General features: G+C 73.4%; 5 protein-coding genes. 3 read left to right on the plus strand and 2 right to left on the minus strand.

Going from position 1 to position 24,707, the window contains the following annotated elements:
- Positions 1-33: 33 nt before the first annotated feature.
- Positions 34-3,072 carry a S53 family peptidase gene (locus tag ABZ098_RS26725; protein WP_356595235.1) on the minus strand — a complete coding sequence of 1,013 codons (3,039 nt, stop codon included), beginning with the start codon at positions 3,070-3,072 and terminating at the stop codon, positions 34-36.
- A gap of 324 nt (positions 3,073-3,396) precedes the next feature.
- On the minus strand, positions 3,397-5,019 hold the full coding sequence (locus ABZ098_RS26730) for an AMP-binding protein (protein WP_356595237.1): 1,623 nt from the start codon (positions 5,017-5,019) through the stop codon (positions 3,397-3,399).
- 365 nt (positions 5,020-5,384) lie between these two features.
- On the opposite strand from ABZ098_RS26730, the gene ABZ098_RS26735 reads away from it, so the two are divergent.
- Genes ABZ098_RS26735 through ABZ098_RS26745 form a run of 3 tightly spaced genes read left to right on the plus strand, consistent with a single transcriptional unit; the run spans position 5,385 to position 24,657 of the window.
- A complete protein-coding gene (locus tag ABZ098_RS26735) occupies positions 5,385-11,786 on the plus strand; it encodes an amino acid adenylation domain-containing protein (RefSeq protein WP_356595239.1) in 6,402 nt (2,133 codons plus the stop codon).
- Positions 11,783-18,226: an amino acid adenylation domain-containing protein gene (locus ABZ098_RS26740; RefSeq protein WP_356595241.1), complete on the plus strand. Its 6,444-nt coding sequence runs from the start codon at positions 11,783-11,785 to the stop codon at positions 18,224-18,226. The genes ABZ098_RS26735 and ABZ098_RS26740 overlap by 4 nt, the downstream gene beginning before the upstream one ends.
- Positions 18,226-24,657, plus strand: a complete 6,432-nt coding sequence (locus tag ABZ098_RS26745; protein ID WP_356595243.1) for an amino acid adenylation domain-containing protein — start codon at positions 18,226-18,228, stop codon at positions 24,655-24,657. Before ABZ098_RS26740 ends, ABZ098_RS26745 begins: the two co-directional genes overlap by 1 nt.
- The last annotated feature ends 50 nt before the right edge of the window (positions 24,658-24,707 follow it).

Below are 24,707 nucleotides of genomic sequence, written 5' to 3' on the forward strand. Positions count from 1 at the left end.
GACGGGGCTTCGCGGTCGTGTCGTAGGTGCGCGTCAGGCGATGTAGCCGGCCACGTCCGCGATCACGTTGGTGGTGCTGCTCGTGTAGAAGTCCACCTTGCCGTCGGAACCGACGGGCACGATCACCTGGTTGGCGATCGTCCTGCCCTGCGCCCAGTTCAGGTTGGAGGCCGTGGGACGGCTGCCGCCGTCGGCCCAGGCGGTGAGGTAGCCGCTGCCGGTGGTGCCGGTGACGGTGACGGTCAGCACGACGGCCTTGACGCCGGTGGACGGGATGCCGTCGATCCCCGCGATCTGCACGGCCAGCGTCTTGCCGGAGCCCAGCGCCGTCGTCTTGCGGGTGTCCAGCAGACGCAGCGGGGTGACCGTGTCGAAGGTCGAACCGCTGGTGGAGAAGTAGCCGGAGACGTCGGCGATCACATGGCTGGTGCCGTGCACGTAGATGCTGACGTTGCCGTCGCTGCCGATCGGCACGACCACCAGGTTGGGGATGGTGGTGCCGGTGGCCGACCAGTTGACGTTGGACGCGGTCGGGCGGGTGGCGCCCTCGGGGTAGGCCTCCAGGTATCCCCCGCCGACGGTCTGGGTGGCCGTCAGGTTGAGCACCACCGAGGTGGCGCCGGTCGGTACGCCGCCATGCCCGCGGACCTTGAGGCTGACCACCGCGTCGGTGATCTTGCTGGTGGTGGAGATGCCGACCTTGGAGCGGGTGTCGAGCAGGCGGGCCGGGTTCAGGGCCGTGTACTTCGAGCCGGTGGTGCCGCTGGTCCAGTAGCCCTGCACGTCGGCGATCAGGTGGGTGGTGCTGCTCGTGTACAGGTCCACCACGCCGTCGTCGGCCACCTTCACGGTCGCCGAGGCCGCGATGGTCTGGCTCGCGCCGGTCCAGTTGAGGTTGCTGGTCGAGGGCCTGCTGGTGCCGTCGGCCCAGGCGATCAGGGAGCCCGCGCCGGTGGTGCCGGTGACGGTGAGGTTGAGCACGACGGCGGTCACGCCGCTGCTGGGGATGCCCGCGGCGCCCTCGATCTTGACCGGGGCGGTGCCGCCCGCGACCAGGGGCTTGGTGGTCGGGATGGAGCTGAGGCCCCAGCCGGTGCCGTTGCGGGTGTCCAGCAGCCGCTTGGGACTGCTGAGCGCGTGGAAGGTGGAGGCGCCGGTGGCCGCGGTGCCCCGGGCCGCGCACAGGGCGGAGGTCAGGCCGGCCTCCCTGGGCGAGCCCAGGCCGGTCACCTCGTCGTATCCGGCCGCCGCCGTGTAGCCGGTGGCGTGGACGGAGTTGTTGCCGCTGGTCACGTCCCAGAAGTCCGCCGGGTAGCCTGCGCGCGCGGCCCGGTAGAGGGCGTTGTTGAGGAAGCCGACCCGGCCGTTCGCCTGGCAGGCCGTACCCGCGTTGGCCTGGACGATCGCGGCGGCCCAGGTCGGCGCCGCGGCGCTGGTGCCGCCGACGATGCCGGGAATCGGGCTGGAGGACTGGCTGTCGTCCTGGAGGTAGACCGGATAGCCGTGGGCCGGGTCCGCCAGGGCGGCGACGTCCGGGACGGCCCGCTTGGTCGTGGTGGCGACACCGCCCTGGTAGACGACGGGCGCCCAGCGCGAGGAGACCCCGCCGCCGGTGCCGCCGTCGGCGTTGCCCCAGGTCGTCTGGGTGCTGGTGGAGCCCGAGGTGGTCATGGTGGTGCCGCCGACCCCGGTGACGTAGGGCTGGCTCGCGGGGTCGTCGACGGCCTTGGCCGTGGAGCCGGTCGCCTGGTAGCAGTCGCTGGAGCCGTCGTCGCCCGAGGCGGCGACGACGCTCTGCCCCTGGGCGGCGGCCTCCGCGAAGACGGTGTTCTCGGCGTTCGCGGTCGCGCTGCTCTCGACCGCCTCGCACTCACCCCAACTGGTGGAGATGACCTGCGCCTGGTCGTCGGTGACCATCCGCTGGTAGACGTCGAGCACGTTCTGGTCGGTCGCGGACCCGGCGTCCGGACCCTGGTAGTCGATGATGCTCGCGCCGGGCACCAGACCGATCAGGTCCTCGATGTCGAGCGCCGACTCCACTCCGACCGATCCGTCGGTGGCCGGCGCGCCGGCGCCCGCCGTGGTGTCGACGTACACGTGGGACACCGAGGTGTCGGTACCGGCGCAGGCCTGGTAGGCGGCGATGCTGCCCGCGTCGACGTTCTCCAGCTCGAACACGGCCACGGTCTGCCCCGCGCCCGCGGTGGCGGAGCTGGTCATCCCGTAGGCGCCGGCCAGCTTGCCGGGGCTGTAGTAGTCGGCGCCGTCGGTCAGACCCGAGCCGGTGAAGTCGGCGCAGAGGGCCGGGCTGTACGAGGCGGCGGTCACCGCGCGCGAACCGCGTCCGGAGACGGTCGTGGGGGTGGCGGAGGTACGGGAGTCGGTGGAGGTGTGCCGACTCGCGGGGCGCCGCACCGCGGAGTGATGACTGCTGACGGTGTTGACGCTGCTCAGGCCGACGATCCCGGTCACCGAGGACGCCACGCTCGCGGGCAGCGAGGGGGCCGAGGTGTTGAGGTAGTCGGTGCTGCCGTCCTTCAGCCGGACGTTGCGGAAGCCGGTGCCGAAGGCGTGGGAGGCCTGTGCGGCGGTGGCGGTGACCGGGACGGACAGGCCGTCCGGGCTGACCTTGCCGGGTGAGAGACCGGCCGCCTTCAACGCCCGGGTCACTCCCGCGATGGTGGCCGGCGTGGGACCGAAGACCGAGGCGAACTGCCCCTTGGCGAGGTAGTGGTGGTACTGGGCGTTCCCGGGCGTGGACACGGCGGTGACGAAGTCCGCCAGCGACCGGGGGTCACGCGGGGCCAGGTTCACACTGAGGTGCAGCGTGGTTCCCGACGGGGTCGCGCCGGTCACCGTCGCACCCGCCGGGACGCGCGGGGCGGTCCCTATTCGCTCGGGTGCGCCCGGCCCGGCCGTTCCTGCCTGGGCGACCGCGCCGGTGGCGGTCGCGGTGACGGCGATGAGGGCGACCGCGGCGGTGGACGCCACGGTGAGCGCCCTGGCCCGTCTGCCGCTCCTGGCTGCCGCGCGCGCGGGACGTCCCGGGGCGGCGTGGACCATCTTGGCCATGCAGAATCTCCTAGGAACTGACGCACCGTCAGACCTGTGGCCTTGAGGGTGGTCGAAGGGTCACTCAGGCCGACGGGTGCGTCCGCGTCACAAAGCGCGCAGGAGTTATCCCTCTTAACCGAAGTGTGGCCATTTCCTATCAGGGCAAGGCAGTTACTGTCTCTGCCCGCTGGAGAACCATGAGCTGATCTTTACGCCGAGGTGGGGAAGGTCAGCGCGTCCCAGGGCCGGCGGACCATGGATGCCCGGCGGTGACCGGGCATCCAGTCGCAGAGCGGGAACTCATGTCGGTACTGCGGCCAGAACCCGTCTTCAGATGCCCTCTCAGAGGGTGACGGTGCTGCCGGGCAGGCTGCCGTCGCACAGAGCTGCCCACATGACACGGCGCCGGGGCTTGCCGCTGGAGGTGACGGCGATGCCGCCACGGGAAACGGCGAGGGCCGTCAGTTCCGTGTCCGGCAGCGACTCGCGCAGGACGGTGCCCGCGAGGACGTACCAGTCGGGCTTGGCGGCCTCCAGGACCACGGTCGCCTTCGGTACGCCGTCGCGGTGTCCGAGGAGCACCGCCACCCGTCGCTCGGGAATGCCCCGCTCGACGAGCTGTGCCTCCAGGCTTTCGGCGAAAACCATCCGGCCACGTACCTTCAGCCCGTCTCCGAGACGGCCGACGACGAAGAGCTGTCCGTCGTGCAGGAAGCCCGCGTCACCCGTGCGCAGCGTGCCGTCGCCGATGCTCGTGCCCGAGGCGGAGCCGGGGTCGCCGACATAGCTGGTCGCGACCGAGGCGCCGGTGACGACGATCTCGCCGACCGTGCCGTCCGGTACGGGCCGCTCGTCGTCGTCCGTGATGGTGACCGACACACCCTCCAGCGGACGCCCGCAGCCCACGATCCGCCCGCCCGCCGTGGCCGCCGCACCACCGTGCTCAGGAGACAGGGCCGTCCAGCCCTCGCCGATGGGAAGCCCGGTGACGGCCAGGGTCGCCTCCGCGCCGCCGTACGCGGGCAGCAGGGCCCGGCGGTCGAATCCGTACGGGGAGAGCAGTTCGTGGAACTTCTCCAGGACCGTCGGGTCGATGCGCTCGGCGCCCAGGATGATCGAGCGCAGCGAGTCGAAGCGCAGCCCTTCGAGGTCCTGCGGCTTGATCCGGCGCAGGATGTACGCGAGGCCGAAGTTCGGCATCGCGGCCAGGCCCACGCGATGCTCGCTGATGCAGCGCAGATAGCGCTCGGGGGAGCGGATGAAGTCCTCCGGCTGAAGCATCCAGCCGTCGCACCCGGTCGTGACGATGTTGATGAGGCAACCGATGAGGCCCATGTCGTGGTGGACCGGAAGCCACGCGATGCCCGGCAGGTCGGGCGACCAGTCGAGCCAGCGCCGCATGGCCGTCACATTGGCGCGCAGGGCCGCGTTGGTGACCTGAACGCCGCGGGAGAAGCCGCTGGAACCCGACGTGAACTGGAGAAGTGCGAACTCCGCGGCGGGGAACGGCCCTTCGGCCGGTGCGACGTCCGCGACGAACTCGTCGAAGAGCACCGGCTCGGGGAGCCCGAGGTCCGCCGTGATCTTGCGTACCTTCTCGATGGAGTCCTCGTCGCACAGCGTCACGGCCGGCTGGGCCGTCTCGAACAGGTGCGTGGCGTGCTTCTCGTAGTCGTCGGCGCGCTGGAAGGCGAACGGCGGGGCGATCGAGCAGGCGGTGCCGCCCGCGGCGATCGCGCCGAACCAGCCGGCCGCGAAGCCGGGGCTCGACCGCTGGACCACTGCGACCACGTCACCGTGCCGCAGACCGTGTGCGTGCAGGGCGGCGGCGGCGCGCAGCGTCAGATCGGCGAGGGCGGCGTACGACCAGAAGTCCCAGCTGTCGCCGGCGGCGGCGAAGTGCAGCCCCCGGTCGGCGGACGGCTGCTCCAGCCACTCCAGAAGTGCCTTGTCCGGGGCGTTCAACGTGATCTCTCCTCGCATACGGTCGCGGGTTCTTGGCCTGTCCGGCAGAGGTCGGGCGCAGGCACCGGGCCGGTCCGACCGGTACGCGTCGAGCCGGCCCGATGAGCGGATCGCGCTCACCGGACCGGTTTCCACAGGCGGCGCCGTTGGGGGTCCAGAGGCACCGCCGGGCATCTCGACGGCCCCGATCATGCCGAGGACCCCGGTGCCTGATCCAGGCAAGGATCCGGCAATCCGGCGGGCGGCACCGATCCGACCAGCAATGCCGATTGCCGGTCCCCTTCCTGGTCCGCGCCGGTACCCGCCCCACAGCATCGATACGACGCAGACGCAGGTGAGTTGGTCGGAAAGGTGGTCGGAGTCGGATGAGTTCGCATGGCGCGGAGGGCACGGAGCTCCCGCTGACCACAGCCCAGTACGGAGTGTGGCTCGCGCAGCGCTTCAACCCCGCCGCCACCGTGTTCAACTCGGCGCACTACCTCGACATCCACGGCTCCGTGGACGCGGGCCTGCTGCGCGAGGCGATCCGGCGGGCGGAGGCCGAGTGCGGCAGCTACGCCGTGCGCCTCACCGAGGGACCCGACGGGCCGGTCCAGCGAATGACCGCGACCGGGACCCCGCCGCTGGAGACCCTGGACCTCACCAAAGGCGGTGGCGCCGGTTCGTCGGACACGCTCGCCGATCGCCTGGACGCCGCGCTCGCGTGGATGGACCGAGACCGCGAAACACCCCTCGACCTCGCGCGGGACGCCCTCTCCCGGGACGCGCTGCTGAAGATCGGCGACGAGCGGTTCCTCTGGTACCGCCGCTGCCACCACATCCTCACGGACGCGTTCGGCGGCGTCGTGTTCACCCGCCGCGTCGCCGAGCTCTACGCTGCCGCCGTCCGCGGGGAGCCCGCCGGGGGCACCCCACTCGGCTCGCTGCGGACACTGATCGACGACGAGGCGGCGTACCGATCCGCCGAACAGTACGCCCGCGACCGCACCTACTGGACCGAGCGCTTCGCCGGCAACCGGGAGCCGGTGAGCCTCTCCGAGGCGCCGGCGGACCACGCGGCGCGGGGCGCCGTCTCCCGTACGGTCGCGCTGACCGAGGCCGACATGGCCGCGCTGCGCGGTGCGGGGCGGGCCGCCCGCACTCCCTGGACGGTGCCGGTGATCGCCGCCGTGGCCGCGTACCTGCACGGTATGACCGGCGTCCGCGACATCACCCTCGGCGTGCCGGTGACCGCGCGGCGCGGCCCCGAGACGCAGTCCGTGCCCGGCATGCTCGCCAACCAGCTCCCGCTGCGCGTCACCGTCGACCCGGCGGCGACGCGAACCGAGCTGCTGGCCCAGGTGTCGCGGCGGCTGGGCGACCTCCTGGTCCACCAGTGCTACCCGTACGAGGAACTGCGGCGGGAGCTCGACCTCGTACGCGAGGACAGGCACCTTTTCGGCATCGTCGTCAACGTCCTGCCCACCCGCGGCGATCTGCGGTTCGGCGGGCACCCGACCTTCCCGCACCCGCTGCCCGGCGGCACGGTCCTCGACCTCAACATCAGCGTCCGCAGGGGGCCCGGCGGCGAGGTCCTGCTGGTCGACTTCGAAGCCAACCCAGGCCGCTACACGCAGGACGACGTCGACGCCCACCTGCGGCGCTTCGTCGACTACCTGCGTGCCCTCGCGGCGGCGGACGGCGACCTGCCCCTCGGCCGGATCGAGCTGACCTCCGGCGCCGAGCGGACGCGGGTGCTGCGCGCGTGGAACGACACCGAACGGCAGGTCCCGGCCACCACCCTGCCCGAACTCTTCGAGGCCCAGGCCCGCAGGACCCCACACGCCGACGCCGTGCGCCACGCGGGTACGACGCTCGACTACGCCGGGCTGAACGCACGGGCCAACCGGCTGGCGCGGATCCTCGTCGGACGCGGCGCGGGCCCCGGCCGCTTCGTCGCCGTCGCCATGCCGCGCGGCGTCGAGGCCGTGGTCGCCTTCCTCGCCGTACTGAAGGCGGGTGCCGCCTATCTGCCGGTCGACATCGGCTATCCGGCCGACCGCATCGCGCATGTACTGCGGGACGCGCGGCCCGCGCTGGTACTGACCGCCGGCGAGAGCGGGGCCGGGCTGCCGGACGACACCGGGGCCGAACTCCTCCGCGTCGACGGCCTGCCACTCCTGGACGGCGGCGACAGCTGCGACGTCACCAACGCCGAGCGCACCCGGCCGCTGCACCCCCAGGACGCCGCCTACGCCATCTACACCTCGGGGTCGACCGGCGTCCCCAAGGGCGTCGTGGTGCCGCACGCCGGGGTGCCGAGCCTGCTGGCGAGCCAGAAGGAGGTGCTGGGGCTGCGGGAGCACGAACGCGTGCTGCTGTTCGCGTCGCCCGGGTTCGACGCTTCCGTGTGGGAGCTGTGCACGGCGCTGATGACCGGCGGCTGCGCGGTGGTCGCCGAGCAGGACAGACTGCTGCCCGGGGCCGCACTGGCCGCCCTCGTCGCGGAGGCCGGCGTCACCTGCCTTCTGCTCGCGCCGTCGGCCCTGGCGGTCATGCCCGAGGACGGACTCCCCGAAGGCGTCACCCTCGTCGTCGGCGCGGAGGCCTGCGCCCCCGACCTCGTCGAGCGGTGGTCCGCCGGACGCCGGATGGTCAACGCCTATGGGCCCACCGAGTCCACCGTCATCGCGACGATGAGCGCACCGCTCACCGGGCGCACGGTGCCGCCCATGGGCCGCCCCGTCGTCAACTCCCGCGTCCTGCTGCTCGACGACGCGCTGCGCCCGGTGCCGGTGGGTGTGCCCGGCGAGCTGTACATCGCGGGCGCCGGACTGGCCCGCGGCTATGTGAACCGCCCCGACCTCACCGCCGAACGTTTCGTCGCAGACCCGTTCGGCCCGGCCGGTTCGCGCATGTACCGCTCCGGGGACGTCGCCCGCCGCAACGCCGACGGCGACCTGGAGTACCTCGGCCGCTCCGACCAGCAGGTCAAACTCCGCGGCTTCCGCATCGAACTGGGCGAGGTCGAGGCGGCCCTCGCGGACCAGCCCTCCGTCGCCCGGGCCACGGTGCTGGTCCGCGAGGACAAGCCGGGCGTTCGGCGGCTGGTCGCCTACGCCGTGCCGGCCTCGGGGAGCGCACTCGACCCCGCCGCCCTGCGCGCGGCCCTCGCGGCCACCCTGCCCGACTACATGGTCCCCGCCGCCGTCGTCGAACTGCCGGAGCTGCCCCGCACCCCGAGCGGCAAGCTGGACCGGGGTGCGCTGCCCGAGCCGGTCATCGCAGGCGGGGCGGGCGGCCGGGCACCGCGCACGGATCGGGAGGCACTGCTGTGCGCGCTGATCGCGGAGGTGCTGGACGCTGAAGAGGTCGGCATCGATGACAACTTCTTCGACCTGGGCGGCGACTCCATCACCGCCATCCGGCTCGCGACCCGGGCCGCCGAAGCCGGGCTCGCGCTCACTCCGCAGAGCATCTTCTCCGGCCGCACCGCACACGCGCTGGCCGAGGCCGCCGAGGAACTGCCGGCAACCGGGGCCGACCCCTCTGGCGCCACGCTGCCGAGCCTCGACCCCGAGGAACTGGTGGGGCTGCATGCCCGCTGGGGCGAGGACGGCATCGAGGCCGTGCTGCCGCTGACGCCGCTGCAGGAAGGCATGCTCTTCCACGCACTGTTCACCGAGGGCGGCGCGGACGCGTACACCGTACAGAAGAGCTTCGGCATCGGCGGCGACCTCGATCCGGCGCTGCTGCGGACGGCCTGCGAGGCGCTCGTACGCCGGCATGCCGTGCTGCGGGCCGGGTTCGACCAGACAGCGTCGGGCCGGCCGGTGCAGGTGGTGCCCCGGGCCGCGAAGATCTCCTGGGCCGAGGCGGATCTGAGCGGATGCGGCGCGGGCGAGCGTCGGAAGCGGACCGCGCGGTTGCTCGCCGAGGAGAAGCGCCGCCGCTTCGACATGGCGCGCCCGCCGCTGCTGCGCTTCACCCTGATCCGCAACGCCCCGGACCGTCACACCCTGGTCCTGACGAGTCATCACATCCTGTTCGACGGCTGGTCGTTGCCGCTGATCCTGCGTGATCTGTTCGCCCTCTACCGGGCGGCCGGCGACGGCGACGGCGGCGCACTGCCCGCGGTCGTGCCGTTCGAGGACTACCTGGAGTGGCTCGCCGCGCAGGACCGGGACGCCGCCGAGGACGCCTGGCGGACCGCGCTCACCGGTCTGGAGCAGCCCACTCTGACCGCCCCGGACACGGCACGGGCACCCGAGGAAGCGCTTCCCGGGCTGGCCGTCGCGGAACTGTCGGAGGACCTCACCGCACGGCTGACGGCCGAGGCCCGGACGCGCGAACTCACCCTCAACACCGTGGTGCAGGGCGCCTGGGCGCTGCTGCTGAGCGGTCTCACCGGCCGCCGCGACGTGGTGTTCGGGGCGACGGTCTCCGGGCGGCCGCCGCTGCTGCCCGGCGTGGCGGAGATCGTGGGCCTGCTGATGAACACGGTGCCGGTGCGCGTGCGCACCCGCCCCGGCGAACCGCTCGTCCGTCTGCTCACCCGCCTCCAGGCCGAGCAGTCGGCGCTCGGCCCGCACCAGTACCTCGGCCTTGCCGACGTGCAGCGGATCGCGGGAGTCGGTGAACTCTTCGACACCACCACCGTGTTCGAGAACGCCCCGATCGACCGTGAGGCCATCAGGAGCACCGCGGGCGGTCTGCACATCAGCCAGACGGACGCCGACCAGAGCGGGGCGACGCACTACCCGCTGAGCCTGATCGTGGTGCCGGGCACCCGGCTGCGCCTCGAGTTCACCTACCGCACCGACGTGTTCGACTCCGCCGGCATCCGCCGGATCACCGACCGCCTCCGGCGTCTGTTCGAGACGTTCGCGGCGGCCCCGCAGACCCCCGTCGGACGCATCGCGCAGCTCACCCCGGCCGAGCACACCCAGGCCGTCGACGGATGGAACGACACCGCCCGCCGCTACCCGGCGGCCACCCTGCCCGAGCTGTTCGTACGGCAGGTCCGCGAGACCCCGCAGGCCACGGCCGTCGTGCACGGCGACCGGTCGCTCACGTACGCCGAACTCGACCGCGAGGCGGGCCGACTGGCGACGGTGCTGGCCGCCAAGGGCGCGGCCCCCGGCGAAGTCGTGGCGGTCTCGCTGCCGCGCTGCGTCGAGCTGCTGGTCACCCTGTTCGCCGTGCACCGGACGGGCGCGGCCTATCTGCCGGTCGACCCCGACTACCCCGAGGACCGCGTCCGGCACATGCTGGCGGACGCGGACCCCGTCCTCGTGGTCGACGAGGGCGCCCACCGGGCGTTGGCCGACACCGCCGCGGGGGCCGAACCCCTCGTCGAGGGCCCGGACCTGCACCCGCTGCACCCGGCGTACGTCATCCACACCTCCGGCTCCACGGGCCGGCCCAAGGGCATCGTCGTCGCGCACGAAGGGGTCGCCAACTACCTGCACTGGAAGCAGGACCGCTTCCCGCTCGGACCGGGCGACCGCGTCCTGCAACGCACCTCGATGAGCTTCGACCCGTCGGTGTGGGAGATCTTCTGGCCGCTGATGGTGGGCGCCACCGTGGTGATCGCGGACCCCGAGACGCGGCACGGGCCCGGCTACCTCGCGGCCCTGATCCAGCGGGAGAACGTCACCGTCGCCCAGTTCGTGCCGTCCACCCTGGAAGTGTTCCTCCAGGAGCCCGGCGCGCGCGGCTGCCGATCGCTGCGCACGGTGTTCTGCGGCGGAGAGGCCCTCACGGCCGGACTCGTCGACCGCTTCCACGCCGCCCTCGACGCCGAGCTGTACAACCTGTACGGCCCGACCGAGGTGTCGGTCTACACCACCACCCGAGCGACCCACCCCGGTGACACCGCGTCCGTCCCGGTCGGTCTGCCGGGCGCCAACCTGCGGGTGTACGTCCTCGACGACGGCCTGCTGCCCGTGACGCCCGGCGTCGAGGGCGAGGTGTACATCGCGGGCACGGGCGTGACCCGCGGCTACGTCAACCGCCCCGCGCTCACGGCCGAGCGGTTCGTGCCGGACCCCTACGGCCTGCCCGGCACCCGGATGTACCGCACCGGTGACCTCGCCGCACGCCGCCCGGACGGCGAACTGGAGTACCGCGGACGCGTCGACCACCAGGTCAAGGTGCGCGGGCACCGGATCGAGCTCGGCGAGATCGAGACCGTGCTGAGCCAGGACCCCGCCGTGCGGCGCGCGGCGGTCGTCATCCGCGAGGACCAGCCCGGCGTGCCGCGCATCGTCGCCTACCTGGTGCCCGAGCCGGGCGCCGTCCTCTACCCGGAGGGGCAGCGCGAGCGGGTGGCCGCCGCCCTGCCCGACTACATGGTCCCGGCCGCCTTCGTCGAGCTGGACCGGATCCCCCTCTCGCCCAACGGGAAGCTGGACCGACGGGCCCTGCCGGCACCGGAGTTCATCGGCGCCGAGGACAGCAGGGCGCCCAGGAACGCTCGTGAGGAAGCGCTGTGCGCCCTGTTCGCCGAACTGCTCGGCGTCGCCCGGGTCGGCATCGACGACAGCTTCTTCGACCTCGGCGGCGACTCGATCGTCTCCACCCGCCTCGCGGGCCGCGCCCGCACCGAGGGCCTGGCGATCACGCCGCGCGACGTGTTCACCCACCGCACGGTCGCGGCCATCGCCGAGGCCGCCCAGGACATCACCCCCGGCTCGCCGGGCCAGGCATTGCCACGGAGGCCGCTGGTCTCCCTCGAACAGGACGAACTCGATGAGCTTGAAGCACAACTGGGGGATGTGAAGTGAAACAGAGATCACTGGAAGCCGTACTGCCGCTGTCCCCGCTCCAGCAGGGCATGCTCTTCCACGCCCTGTACGACGGCGAGGGCGTCGACTTCTACAACATGCAGACGCCCTTCGAGCTGACGGGCGCCCTGGACGCTCAGGCGCTGCGCATGGCGTGCGCAGCGGTCCTGGACCGGCACGCGAGCCTGCGTGCGGGCTTCCTCCAGCGGCGCTCCGGCGAGGCCGTGCAGGCCGTCGCCGGCCAGGTGGAACTGCCCTGGGCCGAGGTCGACCTGAGCGCCTTCGGCGAGCGGGAGCGACGTGCCCGGCTCGGCCGGCTGCTCACCGAGGACCGCGAGCGCCGCTTCGACATGAAGCGGCCCCCGCTGGTTCGCTTCACCCTGGTGAGGCTCGACGCCGAGCGACACGTGCTGGTCATGACGAACCATCACATCCTGGTCGACGGATGGTCGTTGCCGATCGTGGTCCGCGACGTCTTCCGCTGCTACGCACGCGGCGGCGACGCCTCCGGGCTCGAACCGGTGGCCCCGTTCAGCGACTACCTGGGCTGGCTCCAGGAGCAGGACCGGGGCGAGGCCGAGTGCGCCTGGCGGGACGCCCTCGCGGGCGTGGAGCAGCCGGCGCTCGTCGCGCCCGGTGCCGGTTCCGGCAGCGAGGCGGGCCGCCAGCAGCGCGTCACCGCCGACCTGACGGAGGCCTTCACGGCCGAGCTGACCGCCGCCGCACGCGGCCGGGGGCTCACGACCAACACCCTGGTGCAAGGCGCCTGGGCGCTGCTCATCGGCCTCCTCACCGGCCTCGACGACGTCGTCTTCGGGGCGACCGTGGCGGGCCGGCCGCCGGAGGTCGCGGGCGTCGAGGGCATGGTGGGCCTGCTCATCAACACCGTGCCCGTACGGGTGCGCCTCGACCCGGACAGCACCGTCGGCGCCCTGCTGGCGGGGCTCCAGGAGCAGCAGTCCGCACTCAGCGGCTACCACTACCTCGGGCTCGCCGACATCCACCGGGCCGCCGGGGTGAACGAACTCTTCGACACCACCGTCGCGTTCGAGAACTACCCGCTCGACCCCGCGATGTCCCGCGACGGCCTGCCGGGTCTGCGGATCGCGCTCGCGCAGGAGGGCGTGGACGACACTCCCGAGGGCACGCACTACCCGCTGAGCCTGGCCGTGTACCCCGGCGAGCGGCTGCGCCTCGAACTCAACCACCGCCTGGACCTGTTCACGCGGGACGAGGCGGCGGACCTCCTCGCCCGCTTCCGGCACCTGCTGGAGACGGTCGTCGCCGAACCCGGCACCCCCGTCGGACGGATCGGGCTGCTCACCCCGGCCGAACGCGACCAGACCCTGCGGACGTGGAACGACACCGTCCGCCCCTACCCCGCGACGACGCTGCCCGCGCTCTTCGAGGACCGCGCCCGCAGCACCCCCGAAGCGACCGCCGTGGTCTGCGGCGACATCCGGCTCACCTTCGCCGAGGCCGACGCGCGCGCCAACCGGATCGCCCGCCGGCTGGTGGCGGAGGGGCTGGGCCCGGACGACCTGGTGGCGCTGGCGCTGCCCCGCACCGCCGACACCGTCGTGGCGATCCTCGCGATCCTCAAGTCCGGCGCGGCGTACACGCCGGTCGACCCGGAGTACCCGGCCGAGCGGATCAGCTCCCTGTTCGAGGAGGCGCGCCCCGCTCTGGTCCTGACGGACACGGCGTCGGCGGCGGCCCTGCCGGCCGGCGGCCCGGCGCGGCTGCTGATCGAGAAGGCGCTCGCCGACCAGGCCGACGAGACCGGCGACGGCGACCTCACCGACGCCGACCGGGTACGCCCGCTGCTGCCCGCCCATCTCGCCTACGTGATCTACACGTCCGGTTCCACAGGACGGCCCAAGGGTGTCGCGGTGGAGCACCGCAGCCTCGCCAACATGTTCCACAGCCACCACGCCAACTTCTTCACGCCGGAGACCGAGACCGCGGGCGGCCGCCCGTCCCGGGTGGCGCTCACCAACGCGCTGGTCTTCGACGCCTCGTGGAGCCAGCTGCTGTGGATGGTCGCGGGCCACGAACTGCACGTGGTCGACGACGAGGTGCGCAAGGACCCGCGCGCGCTCGCCGACTACGTGGCCCAGCACGCCATCGACGTGCTCGACACCACCCCCAGCTTCTTCCTGCAGCTGCGCTCCGCCGGACTCCTGGAGCGCGCAGGACACCGGCCGCGCACCCTCGCGCTCGGCGGCGAGGCGGTCGGCGAGGCGCTCTGGGCCGAACTGCGGGCCACCTCCGGCCTGTCGACGTACAACCTCTACGGACCGGCCGAGTGCACGGTCGACGCCATGCTGGGCCGGGTCGGCGACACGGCGGCGCCGACCATCGGTCGCCCCGCCGACAACATCCGGCTGTACCTGCTGGACGAGCGGATGCGCCCCGTCCCGGTCGGCGTGGAGGGAGAGCTCTACCTCGCCGGCGCCGGTCTCGCCCGCGGTTACCTGGGCCGCCCCGACCTGACGGCCGAGCGTTTCGTCGCCGACCCGTTCGGCGCCCCGGGCACCCGGATGTACCGCACCGGAGACCTCGGCCGGCGCCTCCCGGACGGCTCCGTCGTGTTCTCCGGGCGCTCCGACGACCAGGTCAAGGTGCGCGGGTTCCGTATCGAGCTCGGTGAGATCGAGTCGGTGCTGGCCACGCACGAGAGCGTGGACCAGGTGTGCGTCGTCGTCCGCGAGGACCGGCCGGGCGTACGCCGGCTCGTCGCCTACGCCAAGCCGGCGGCGGGACACACGGTGGACGTGACGCTGCTGCGGGCCCACACGGCGGCGGCCCTGCCCGACTACATGGTCCCGGCCGCCGTGGTCGCCCTGCCCGCCCTGCCGCTCACCCACAACGGCAAGCTCGACAGGGCGGCGCTGCCCGCCCCCGAGTTCACCACGGGCGCCGCGAGCAGACCAGCGCGCACCGCGACCGAACGCGTGCTGTGCGGCCTGTACGCCGAGGTGCTGGGCACCGAGGACGTCGGCATCGACGACAGCTTCTTCGACCTCGGCGGCGACTCGATCAGCTCCATGCAGCTGGCCGCCCGGGCCCGTGAGGCCGGACTGCTGATCACGCCGAAGGACGTGTTCACCCACCGGACCGTCGCCGTACTCGCCGAGGCGGCCCGGGAACTGCCCGCCGAGTCTGCCGGGGGGCAGCGGTCGTACGACGGTCCGCTCGTCACCCCCGACCGCGACGAGCGTGCCGAACTCGACCTGCTCTTCCCGGACCTCACCGACGTACTGCCGTTGACGCCGCTCCAGGAAGGCATGCACTTCCACGCGGTGCTCGCCGAGGACGGCGTGGACGTCTACAACACCCAGCGCCCGCTGGAGCTGACGGGTGAGCTGGCGCCCTCCGTGCTGCGCGCCGCCTGCGAGGCACTCGTCGCCCGGCACCCGAACCTGCGCGCCGCCTTCGTGCGGCTCCTGTCCGGCAGGCCCGTCCAGGTCGTGCCCGAGAGCGTCGAACTGCCCTGGCAGGACGTCGACCTCGGCGGGCTGGACGACACCGAGCAGCGCGAGCGCGTCGCCGCGCTGATGGCCGAGGACCGGGCCCACCGGTTCGACATGGCGCGTCCGCCGTTGTTGCGCGTGACCCTCGTACGCCTTGCCGAAGACCGTCACCTGTTTCTGCTGACGCACCACCACATCCTGCTGGACGGCTGGTCGTTGCCGTTGTTCTTCCGCGACCTGTTCGCGATGTACGCGCGGGGCGGCGACGGCTCCTCGCTGCCCGCCCCGGCGCCCTTCCGCGACTACCTCGGCTGGCTGCGGGACCAGGACCGCGACGCCACCGAACAGGTGTGGCGGGCGGCCCTGGCGGGCCTGGACGAGCCGACGCTCGTCGCCCCGGGCGCCGACGCGGCCGCCGCGGAGGTCCCCGAACTCGTCGCGCACCGTCTCGACGAGGAGCGCACGGCTGCGCTCACCGCCCGCGCCCGCTCGCTGGGCCTGACCCTCAACACCGTGCTCCAGGGTGCCTGGGCCCTCGTCCTCGGCCGGCACACCGGTCGCCGCGACGTGGTGTTCGGCGCCACGGTCGCGGGCCGTCCGGCGCAGCTGCCGGGGGCCGCGGAGATGGTCGGCCTGCTGATGAACACCAACGCGGTACGGGTACGGCTCGACCCCGCCCGGCCGCTCGGCGCCGAGCTGGTGCGACTCCAGGACCAGCAGGCCGCGCTCAGCGAGCACCAGCACGTTCCGCTCGCCGACGTCCAGCGCTGGACCGGTGTCGGTGAACTCTTCGACACCGTCGTCGGGTTCGAGAACACGCCCGTCGACCGGACGCAGGTGCGCCGTCAGGTTCCCGGACTGCGCATCGCCGTCGACGACACGGCCGCGCCCGGCGCCACGCACTACCCGCTGAGCCTCGTCGTGGTGCCCGGCGAGCGCGTCAGCCTCGAACTCAACTACCGGGGCGACCTGTTCGACCGCGACGGCGCACAGGCGCTGCTCGACCGGCTGTGCCGCGTGCTCGACGCGTTCACCACCGACCCGGCGACGCCCGTCGGCCGCGTCGACCTGCTCGCGCCCGAGGAACGCGTCCGCATCCTCCAGGAGTGGAACGCGACCGGCCGGGAGCTGCCCGCCATGACCGTGCCGGAGCTGTTCGAGGCCCAGGTCCGCCGCGCGCCCGGAGCACCGGCCGTGGTCTTCGGCGAACACACCCTGACCTACGCCGAACTCAACGCCCGCGCCAACCGGCTGGCCCGGACGCTCGTGGCTCGGGGCGCCGGGCCCGAGTCCCGGGTCGCCATCGCCATGCCGCGCTCCCCGGAGGCGGTCGTGGCCACCGTGGCCGTCCTCAAGGCGGGCTCCTCCTACCTGCCCGTCGACACGGCGTACCCCGAGGACCGCATCGCCTACATGCTCCGGGACTCCCGGCCCGCCCTCGTCCTGGCGACCCGGGAGACCGCCGTGGGCCTCCCCCGCGATCCGGGCACCGAGATGCTGCTGGTCGACGGCGAACACCTGGCGGGCGTCGACCCCGGTGACCTCACCGACGCCGACCGGCCCGGAACGCTGCGCCCCGCGTCGGCCGCGTACGTGATCTACACGTCCGGCTCCACCGGCCGGCCCAAGGGCGTCGTCGTCACCCACGCCGGTGTCGCCGCAATGGTCGCCACCCAGGAGGACCGGATCGGCGCGGGCCCGGGCGGACGTGTGCTGCTGTTCGCCTCGCCCAGCTTCGACGCCTCCGTCTGGGAGCTGTGCACCGCGCTGCTCACCGGTGCCTGCGCCGTCACCGCCCCCGCCGACCGGCTGCTGCCCGGGCCCGAGCTGGCCCGCACGGTCGCCGAGCACGACGTGAACTGCCTGCTGCTGCCGCCCTCGTCGCTCGCCGTGATGCCCGAGGACGGGCTGCCGCCCGGCGTGACCCTGGTCGTCGGCGGCGAGGCGTGCGCGCCGGAACTCGTCGCACGCTGGTCGGCCGGACGCCGGATGGTCAACGCCTACGGGCCGACCGAGTCCACCGTCATGGCGACGATGAGCCGCCCGCTGGCGGGCCGCGAGGCCCCGCCGATGGGCGCGCCCGTGGCCGACACCCGCGTGTACCTCCTGGACGACGGGCTCCAGCCGGTTCCCGCCGGCGTCCCCGGCGAGCTGTACATCGCGGGCGCCGCTCTCGCCCGCGGCTACCTGGGCCGCCCCGACCTGACGGCGGACCGCTTCGTCGCCGACCCGTTCGGCACCCCGGGCACCCGGATGTACCGCTCGGGCGACCTCGCCCGGTGGCGGGCCGAGGGCGAACTGGAGTACCTGGGCCGCGTCGACCACCAGGTCAAGGTGCGCGGGTTCCGCATCGAGCTCGGCGAGATCGAGTCGGTGCTCGCCGGCCACGACACGGTCGGCCGGGTCGTCGTCCACGTCCGCGAGGATCAGCCCGGCGTCAAGCGGCTCGTGGCCTACGTCATCGCCGCGCCGGACGCCGCTGTGGAACCCGCCGTGCTGCGCGCCCACGCGGCCGCCGCCCTGCCCGAGTACATGGTCCCCGCCGCCTTCGTCGCCCTCGACACGCTGCCGGTCACCCCGAGCGGCAAGCTCGACCGGGGCGCGCTGCCCGCCCCCGGGTTCGCCGGGGGCGCCGAGAGCCGGGAGCCGCGCACCGAGCTGGAGAAGTCGCTCTGCGACCTGTTCACCGACGTACTGCCGGTGGAGAGCGTCGGCATCGACGACAGCTTCTTCGACCTCGGCGGCGACTCGATCATGTCCATCCAACTGGTCACCCGCGCCCGGAAGATCGGGCTCGGTGTCACCCCGAGGGATGTCTTCACGCACAAGACGGTCGCCGAACTGGCCACGGCCGTCACCGATCTCGCCGCCGCACCGGCCGAGCCCGCCGTGCTCGCCGACGCGCTGGTGTCCCTGGACCAGGACGAACTCGACGAGTTCGTAGCGGGATGGGAGAACCCGTAGTGACTCAGCAGACCAATGAAGTGGCTCAGCGGACCCGGGAAGTCCGGGAAGCGCGGGAAGGGATCCGGCAGAGCCCGCAAGCGCCCCGGCGCGGCACCGAAGCGGCCACCCGGCACGCCCTTGAGGGTGTCTACCCGCTGACCCCGCTGCAGGAGGGCATGCTCTTCCACGCCTCCTACGACACGGACGGCGTGGACGTCTACAACGTCCAGACCGCCGTGGAACTGACCGGCGACCTCGACCCGGCGCGCCTGGAGTCGGCGTGCCGGCAGGTGTTGCGACGGCACACGGTCCTGCGTACGGCCTTCCAGCAGCGCAAGTCCGGCCGGCCGGTGCAGCTCGTGGCCCGTGAGGTCGCCGTACCGTGGCAGGTCACCGACCTGAGTGCCCTGCCGGCGGCCGAACAGCGAGCCCGGCTCAGCCGGGCGCTCACCGAGGACCGGGCCCGCCGTTTCGACATGACCCTGCCGCCGCTGGTGCGCTTCGCCCTCGTACGGATGGCACGGGACCGGCACATCCTCGTCCTGACGCACCACCACATCCTGCTCGACGGCTGGTCGGTGCCCTTGGTCCTCGGCGACCTCATCGAGCTCTACGCGCGCGGCGGCGACGAGGCGGCGGCCGCCGCGCTGCGGCCCGCGGTGCCCTTCCGGGACTACCTCGGCTGGCTCGCCGGCCAGGACCGCGCCGCCGCCGAGGGCGTCTGGCGCAGGGCCCTGTCCGGCTTCGAGGAACCGACTCTGGTCGCGCCCGGCGCGGACGCGGCGGGCGGCGGCGCCATGCCGCGTGTCGTGGTCGCCGACCTCCCCGAGGACGTCACCGCCCGCCTCACCGCGACCGCCCGCAGCCACGGCCTGACTCTCAACACGGTGGTCCAGGGCGCCTGGGCGCTGCTGCTCGGGCTGCTGACCGGCCGACGCGACGTCGTCTTCGGCGCAACCGTCTCCGGGCGGCCCCCACAGCTGTCCGGCGTCGAGGACATGGTCGGCCTGCTGATCAACGCGGTCCCGGTACGGGTGCGCCTGGACGCGGACCTCCCGCTCTCGGGGCTGCTCACCCGGCTCCAGGACGAGCAGAGCGCCCTCACCCCCTACCACTACCTGGGGCTTGCGGACGTCCAGCGGCTGGCCGGAGCGGGCGAACTCTTCGACACCTCCGTCGCCTTCGAGAACGCGCCGGCGTCCGGGGACGCTGCCGCCGACGCGATCGCCGGGCTGCGGATCGGCCTCGCGGACCTGTCCCACCTCGGCGACGAGGCGACCGGCTCCAACCACTACCCGCTGAGCCTGGTGGCCACCCCCGGAGACCGGCTGCGCCTCCACGTCAACTACCGGGCCGACATCTACGAGCGTGCCGGAGCCGAGGACATCGCCGCCCGGCTGCGGCACCTGCTGGAGGTCTTCGCCGACGCCTCCGACACGCCGGTGGGCCGGATCGGCTGGCTCACCTCCGGCGAACGGGGGCTGTCCGCCCGCTGGAACGACACCGCCCACCCGGTGCCGGACGCCACCCTGCCCGAACTCTTCGAGGCCCAGGCGGCCCGCACTCCCGACGCCAAAGCCGCGGCCTTCGCCGCCAAAGCCGCTCAGCCCGGTGAGTCCCTGACCTATGCCGAGCTGAACGCCCGCGCCAACCGGCTGGCACGGCTGCTGGTGGAACGCGGTGTGGGACCGGAGAGCAAGGTCGCGGTGGCGCTGCCGCGCTCCCTCGACCTCGTCGTCGCCCTGCTCGCGGTCCTCAAGGCCGGCGGCGCCTACCTGCCCTTCGAACCAGGGCTGCCCGCCGACCGCGTCGCGTTCATGCGCGAGGAGGCCGCACCGGTCACCACGGTCACCCGCGGCGGGCTGAGCCTCGCCGGCGCCCCCGGTGCCGTCCTGCTCGACGACGACGCCACCCGCGTACGCCTCGCCGCCCTGTCCGGCGCCGACCTCACCCCCGCCGAACGCCGCGCACCCCTGCGCCCCGGCCACCCGGCCTACGTCCTCTACACCTCGGGTTCGACCGGGCGTCCCAAGGGCGTAGCCGTGCCGCACGAGGCGATCACCAACCGGCTGCACTGGATGCAGGCGCGGTACGGGCTCACCGGCGAGGACCGGGTGCTGCAGAAGACACCGGCCGGCTTCGACGTGTCGGTGTGGGAGTTCTTCTGGCCGCTGATCACCGGCGCGGCCCTGGTCCTCGCCCGTCCCGACGGGCACCGCGACCCCGTCTACCTGGCGGCGACGATCCGCGGCCACGCCATCACCACCGTGCACTTCGTGCCGTCGATGCTCCAGGCGTTCACCGACGAGCCCACCGCCGCCGACTGCACCGGACTGCGCCGGGTGATCTGCAGCGGGGAGGCGCTCCCGGTGGAACTCGCGGGCCGGCTGCGGGCCCTGCTGCCGGACGCCGGGCTGCACAACCTGTACGGGCCCACGGAGGCGGCCGTCGACGTCACTCACTGGGCGGCCGTCCACGAACCGGGCGCCGCCTCGGTGCCGATCGGCCGGCCCGTGTGGAACACCGGCATCCATGTGCTCGACGCCGAACTGCGGCCGGTGCCCGCCTCGGTCCCCGGCGAGCTGTACATCGCGGGAGTCCAGCTGGCGCGCGGCTACCTCAACCGGCCCGCGCTGACCGCGGAACGGTTCGTGGCCGACCCGTTCGGCCCGCCCGGCAGCCGCCTCTACCGCACGGGCGACCTCGCCCGCCGGCGGCCGGACGGCGTGGTCGAGTACCTGGGCCGCTCCGACCACCAGGTCAAGATCCGCGGACAGCGCATCGAACTCGGCGAGATCGAGGCGGCGCTGGACGCCCAGAGCGGCGTCGCGCAGTCCGCGGTCCTCGCCCGGGAGGACCGGCCCGGCAGCCTCCGGCTCGCGGCCTACGTCGTCGCGGAAGCCGGTCACCGGCCCGACCCGGAGGCCCTCAGGACCGCGGTCGCCGCGACCCTGCCGGACTACATGGTGCCGCCCGACCTCCTGGTTCTCCCCGCTTTCCCGCTCACCCCGAACGGCAAGCTGGACCGCAGGGCGCTGCCCCGGCCCGAGCAGCCGGCCCCGGCCGCCGGGCGGGAGCCGCGCGGCGAGCGGGAGCGGACCCTGTGCGGCCTGTTCGCGGACGTGCTGGGACTGGAGCGGGTCGGCGCCGACGACAGCTTCTTCGACCTCGGCGGCGACTCGATCATCTCCATCCAGCTCGTCGCCCGCGCCCGCAGGGCCGGGCTCGTACTCACCCCGAAGGACGTCTTCACCCACCGCAGCCCCGCTGCCCTCGCCCGCGTCGCCCGCGCCGAGGAGGGTGGAGTGACGGAGAGCGCCGACGCGGGCATCGGCGCGCTGCCCCTCACTCCGATCGCCCACTGGCTGCGCGAACGCGGCGGCCCCTCCGACGCGTTCCACCAGTCGGTACTGCTCCAGGTCCCGGCGGGTCTCGCCCCGGATGCGCTCACCCTCGCCCTCCAGGCGGTGCTCGACCGCCACGACGCGCTGCGCATGCGCCTGTCGGTGCGCACGACGGACGGCCAGTGGTCCCTCGTCGTACGCCGTCCCGGAGCCGTACGGGCCGCGGGGTTGCTCTCCCGGCAGGACGTGCGCGGTCTGGACGACGCGGCGCTGCGCGATGCCGTCCGGGAGCGGTCCGCGCAGGCCGCCGCCGAACTCGCCCCGATCACCGGGGCGATGGTGCGGGCGGTGTGGTTCGACGCCGGTGCCGACCGGCCGGGGCGGCTGCTCCTGGCCGTCCACCACCTGGCGGTGGACGGGGTGTCCTGGCGGATCCTGCTGCCGGACCTGAAGGCCGCGTGGCAGCACGCCGCACGCGGCGCCGACCCGATGCCTGCCCCCGTCCCCACCTCGCTGCGGACCTGGGCGCGACGGCTGTCGGAGGCGGCCACCGACCCACGCAGAACCGCCGAACTACCCCTGTGGCGGGAGATGCTGGCGGCTGGCGACCCACCGCTGAGCGACGCGCCCCTGAACCCGGCCCGCGACACCCACGCCACCTCGTCCTCCCTCACCGTGCGCCTTCCGGCCGAGGTCACCGAGAGCCTGCTGACGACGGTTCCTGCCGCGTTCCGGTCCGGCGTCGACGACATCCTGCTCACCGCGCTCGCGCTGGCCGTCGGGGCGTACCGGCGCGAGCAGCATCTTGGCGAGGACACCTGTGTCCTGATCGATCTGGAGGGCCACGGCCGCGAGGACGTCGTGCCGGGCCTCGACACCTCGCGCACGGTCGGCTGGTTCACCAGCCTCTACCCCGTGCGCATCGACCCCGCCATCTGCGACTGGGACGAGGTGCGCGCCGCCGGGCCCGCCCTCGGCCGGGCCGTCAAGCGGGTCAAGGAGCAGCTGCGGGCACTGCCGGACCACGGTGTCGGCTACGGCATGCTGCGTCACCTCAACCCGGAGACCGGTCCGGAACTGGCCCGGTACGCGCCCCCGCAGATCGGCTTCAACTACCTGGGCCGGGTCTCCGGTTCGGGCGAGGCGGACTGGGGGCTCGCGGCCGAGCAGGACGCCGTGGTGTCGGGCGCCCAGAGCGCCATGCCGCTGTGGCACACCCTCGACGTCAACGCCGTCACCGAGGACCGCGCGGACGGTCCGCACCTGACGGCGACCTGGACGTGGGCCGGGGAGCTGCTCTCCGAAGTCGACGTACGCGCCATCGCCGAGGCGTGGTCCGCTGCGCTGCACGCCCTGGTCGCGCACACCCGCAGGCCGGGAGCCGGCGGTCTCACCCCCAGCGACGTACTGGCGGAGATCACCCAGGAGGACCTGGAGGGCCTCGAAGAGCGGTACGCGGGCTCGGCGCCGACCGATGTCCTGCCGCTGTCGCCGTTCCAGGAGGGCCTGCTCTTCCACGCCCGCTACTACCCGGGCGGCGTGGATGTCCACAACGTGCAGCTCGTCCTGGAACTCACCGGCGAGCTCGACCGCGACCTGCTGCGCTCCGTGTGCCAGACGCTCATCGACCGGCACCCCGCGCTGCGCGCCGGCTTCGCCTGGACCGACTCGGGCCGGCCGGTGCAGGTGATCCAGCGGTCGGCGCCCGTCCTGTGGCAGGAGGCCGACCTCACCAGCGTCGGCACGGAGGGCCCGCACGCCGCCCTGAACCGGCTGCTGAAAGACGACCGCCGTCGGCGCTTCGACCCGGAGCACTCACCGCTCGTACGCTTCACGCTGGTCCGGATGGCCGACGACCGGCACACGCTGCTCTTCACCCACCACCACATCCTCGCCGACGGCTGGTCGGCCTCCGTCCTGCTGCGGGACCTCGCCGCGCTGTCCGCCGCGCCACGGGGCGACGACACGGCACTCGCGCCCGCCGTGTCGTACCGCGCCTACCTGCGCTGGCTCGCGGAGCAGGACCCCGCCGCCGCGCAGGGCGCCTGGAACGAGGCCCTGGACGGCGTGACGGAGCCGACGCTGATCGCGCCGGACGTCGACATCGCCTACGTACCCGAACTGCCCGACCGCGTTCTCCTCGAACTGCCCGCCGATGTCACCGCCGCCCTGACGGCGACCGCGCGCGGGCAGGGCGTCACCCTCAACACCCTGGTGCAGGCGGTGTGGGGGGTGCTGGTCGGCGGACTCACCGGACGCTCGGACGTGGTGTTCGGCGCCACCGTCTCCGTACGGCCCCCGGAGCTGCCCGGCGTCGAGGACATGGTCGGCCCGCTGATCAACACGGTGCCCGTACGGCTGCGATGGGACGCGAGGGAACCGCTGGCGGCGCTCTTCGCCCGGCACCAGGAGGAGCAGACGCGGCTGGAGGGCTGCCGGCACCTGGGACTCGCCGACATACAGCGCTCGGCCGGGGTGGGGTGTCTGTTCGACACCTCCGTCGTCTTCGAGAACTACCCCTCCGCGCAGGCGCTCCCAGCTCTGCCCGGCACCGCGGCCCGTGTCACCGGGTTCAGCGGACGGGACGCCTACCACTACCCGCTGAAGCTGATGGCGGTGCCCGGCGAGCGCCTGTACCTGGAGCTGAGCCACCGGCCCGACCTGGTCTCGCCGGAACAGGCCGAGACGGTCGCGGCACAGCTCCTGGGCCTGCTGGAGACGGCGGCCGACCGGCCCGGTACGCCCGTCGGTGAGGCCGTCGCGGGCATCGGGCGGCTCGTCGCGGCGGTCGCCGCGGAGCCGCGCCGGGGCCGGACGCCCGCCGTACCGGACGGTGCGTCCCGCGTCCGCGAGGCCCCCGTCAGCCCCGAGGAGGCGCTGCTGTGCGACCTGTTCGCCGAAGTGCTCGGCGCCGAGGCGGTCGGACCGCACGACGACTTCTTCGACCTGGGCGGCGACTCCCTGACGGCGCTGCGACTGACCGGTCGCGTCACCGTCCTGACAGGCCAAGAGCTCTGCGTCCGTGAGGTGTTCACGTACCCCACGGCCGCGGAATTGGCGGACCACATGGCCGGGACCCTGCTCGGCCGGACCGCCTCTCAGTAGGACCGCGGCCCCCCGGGCCGCACAGGACCGGATGTTCCGGACGACCGGAA

The sequence above is a fragment of the Streptomyces sp. NPDC006335 genome (assembly GCF_040612795.1).
Lineage (GTDB): Bacteria > Actinomycetota > Actinomycetes > Streptomycetales > Streptomycetaceae > Streptomyces.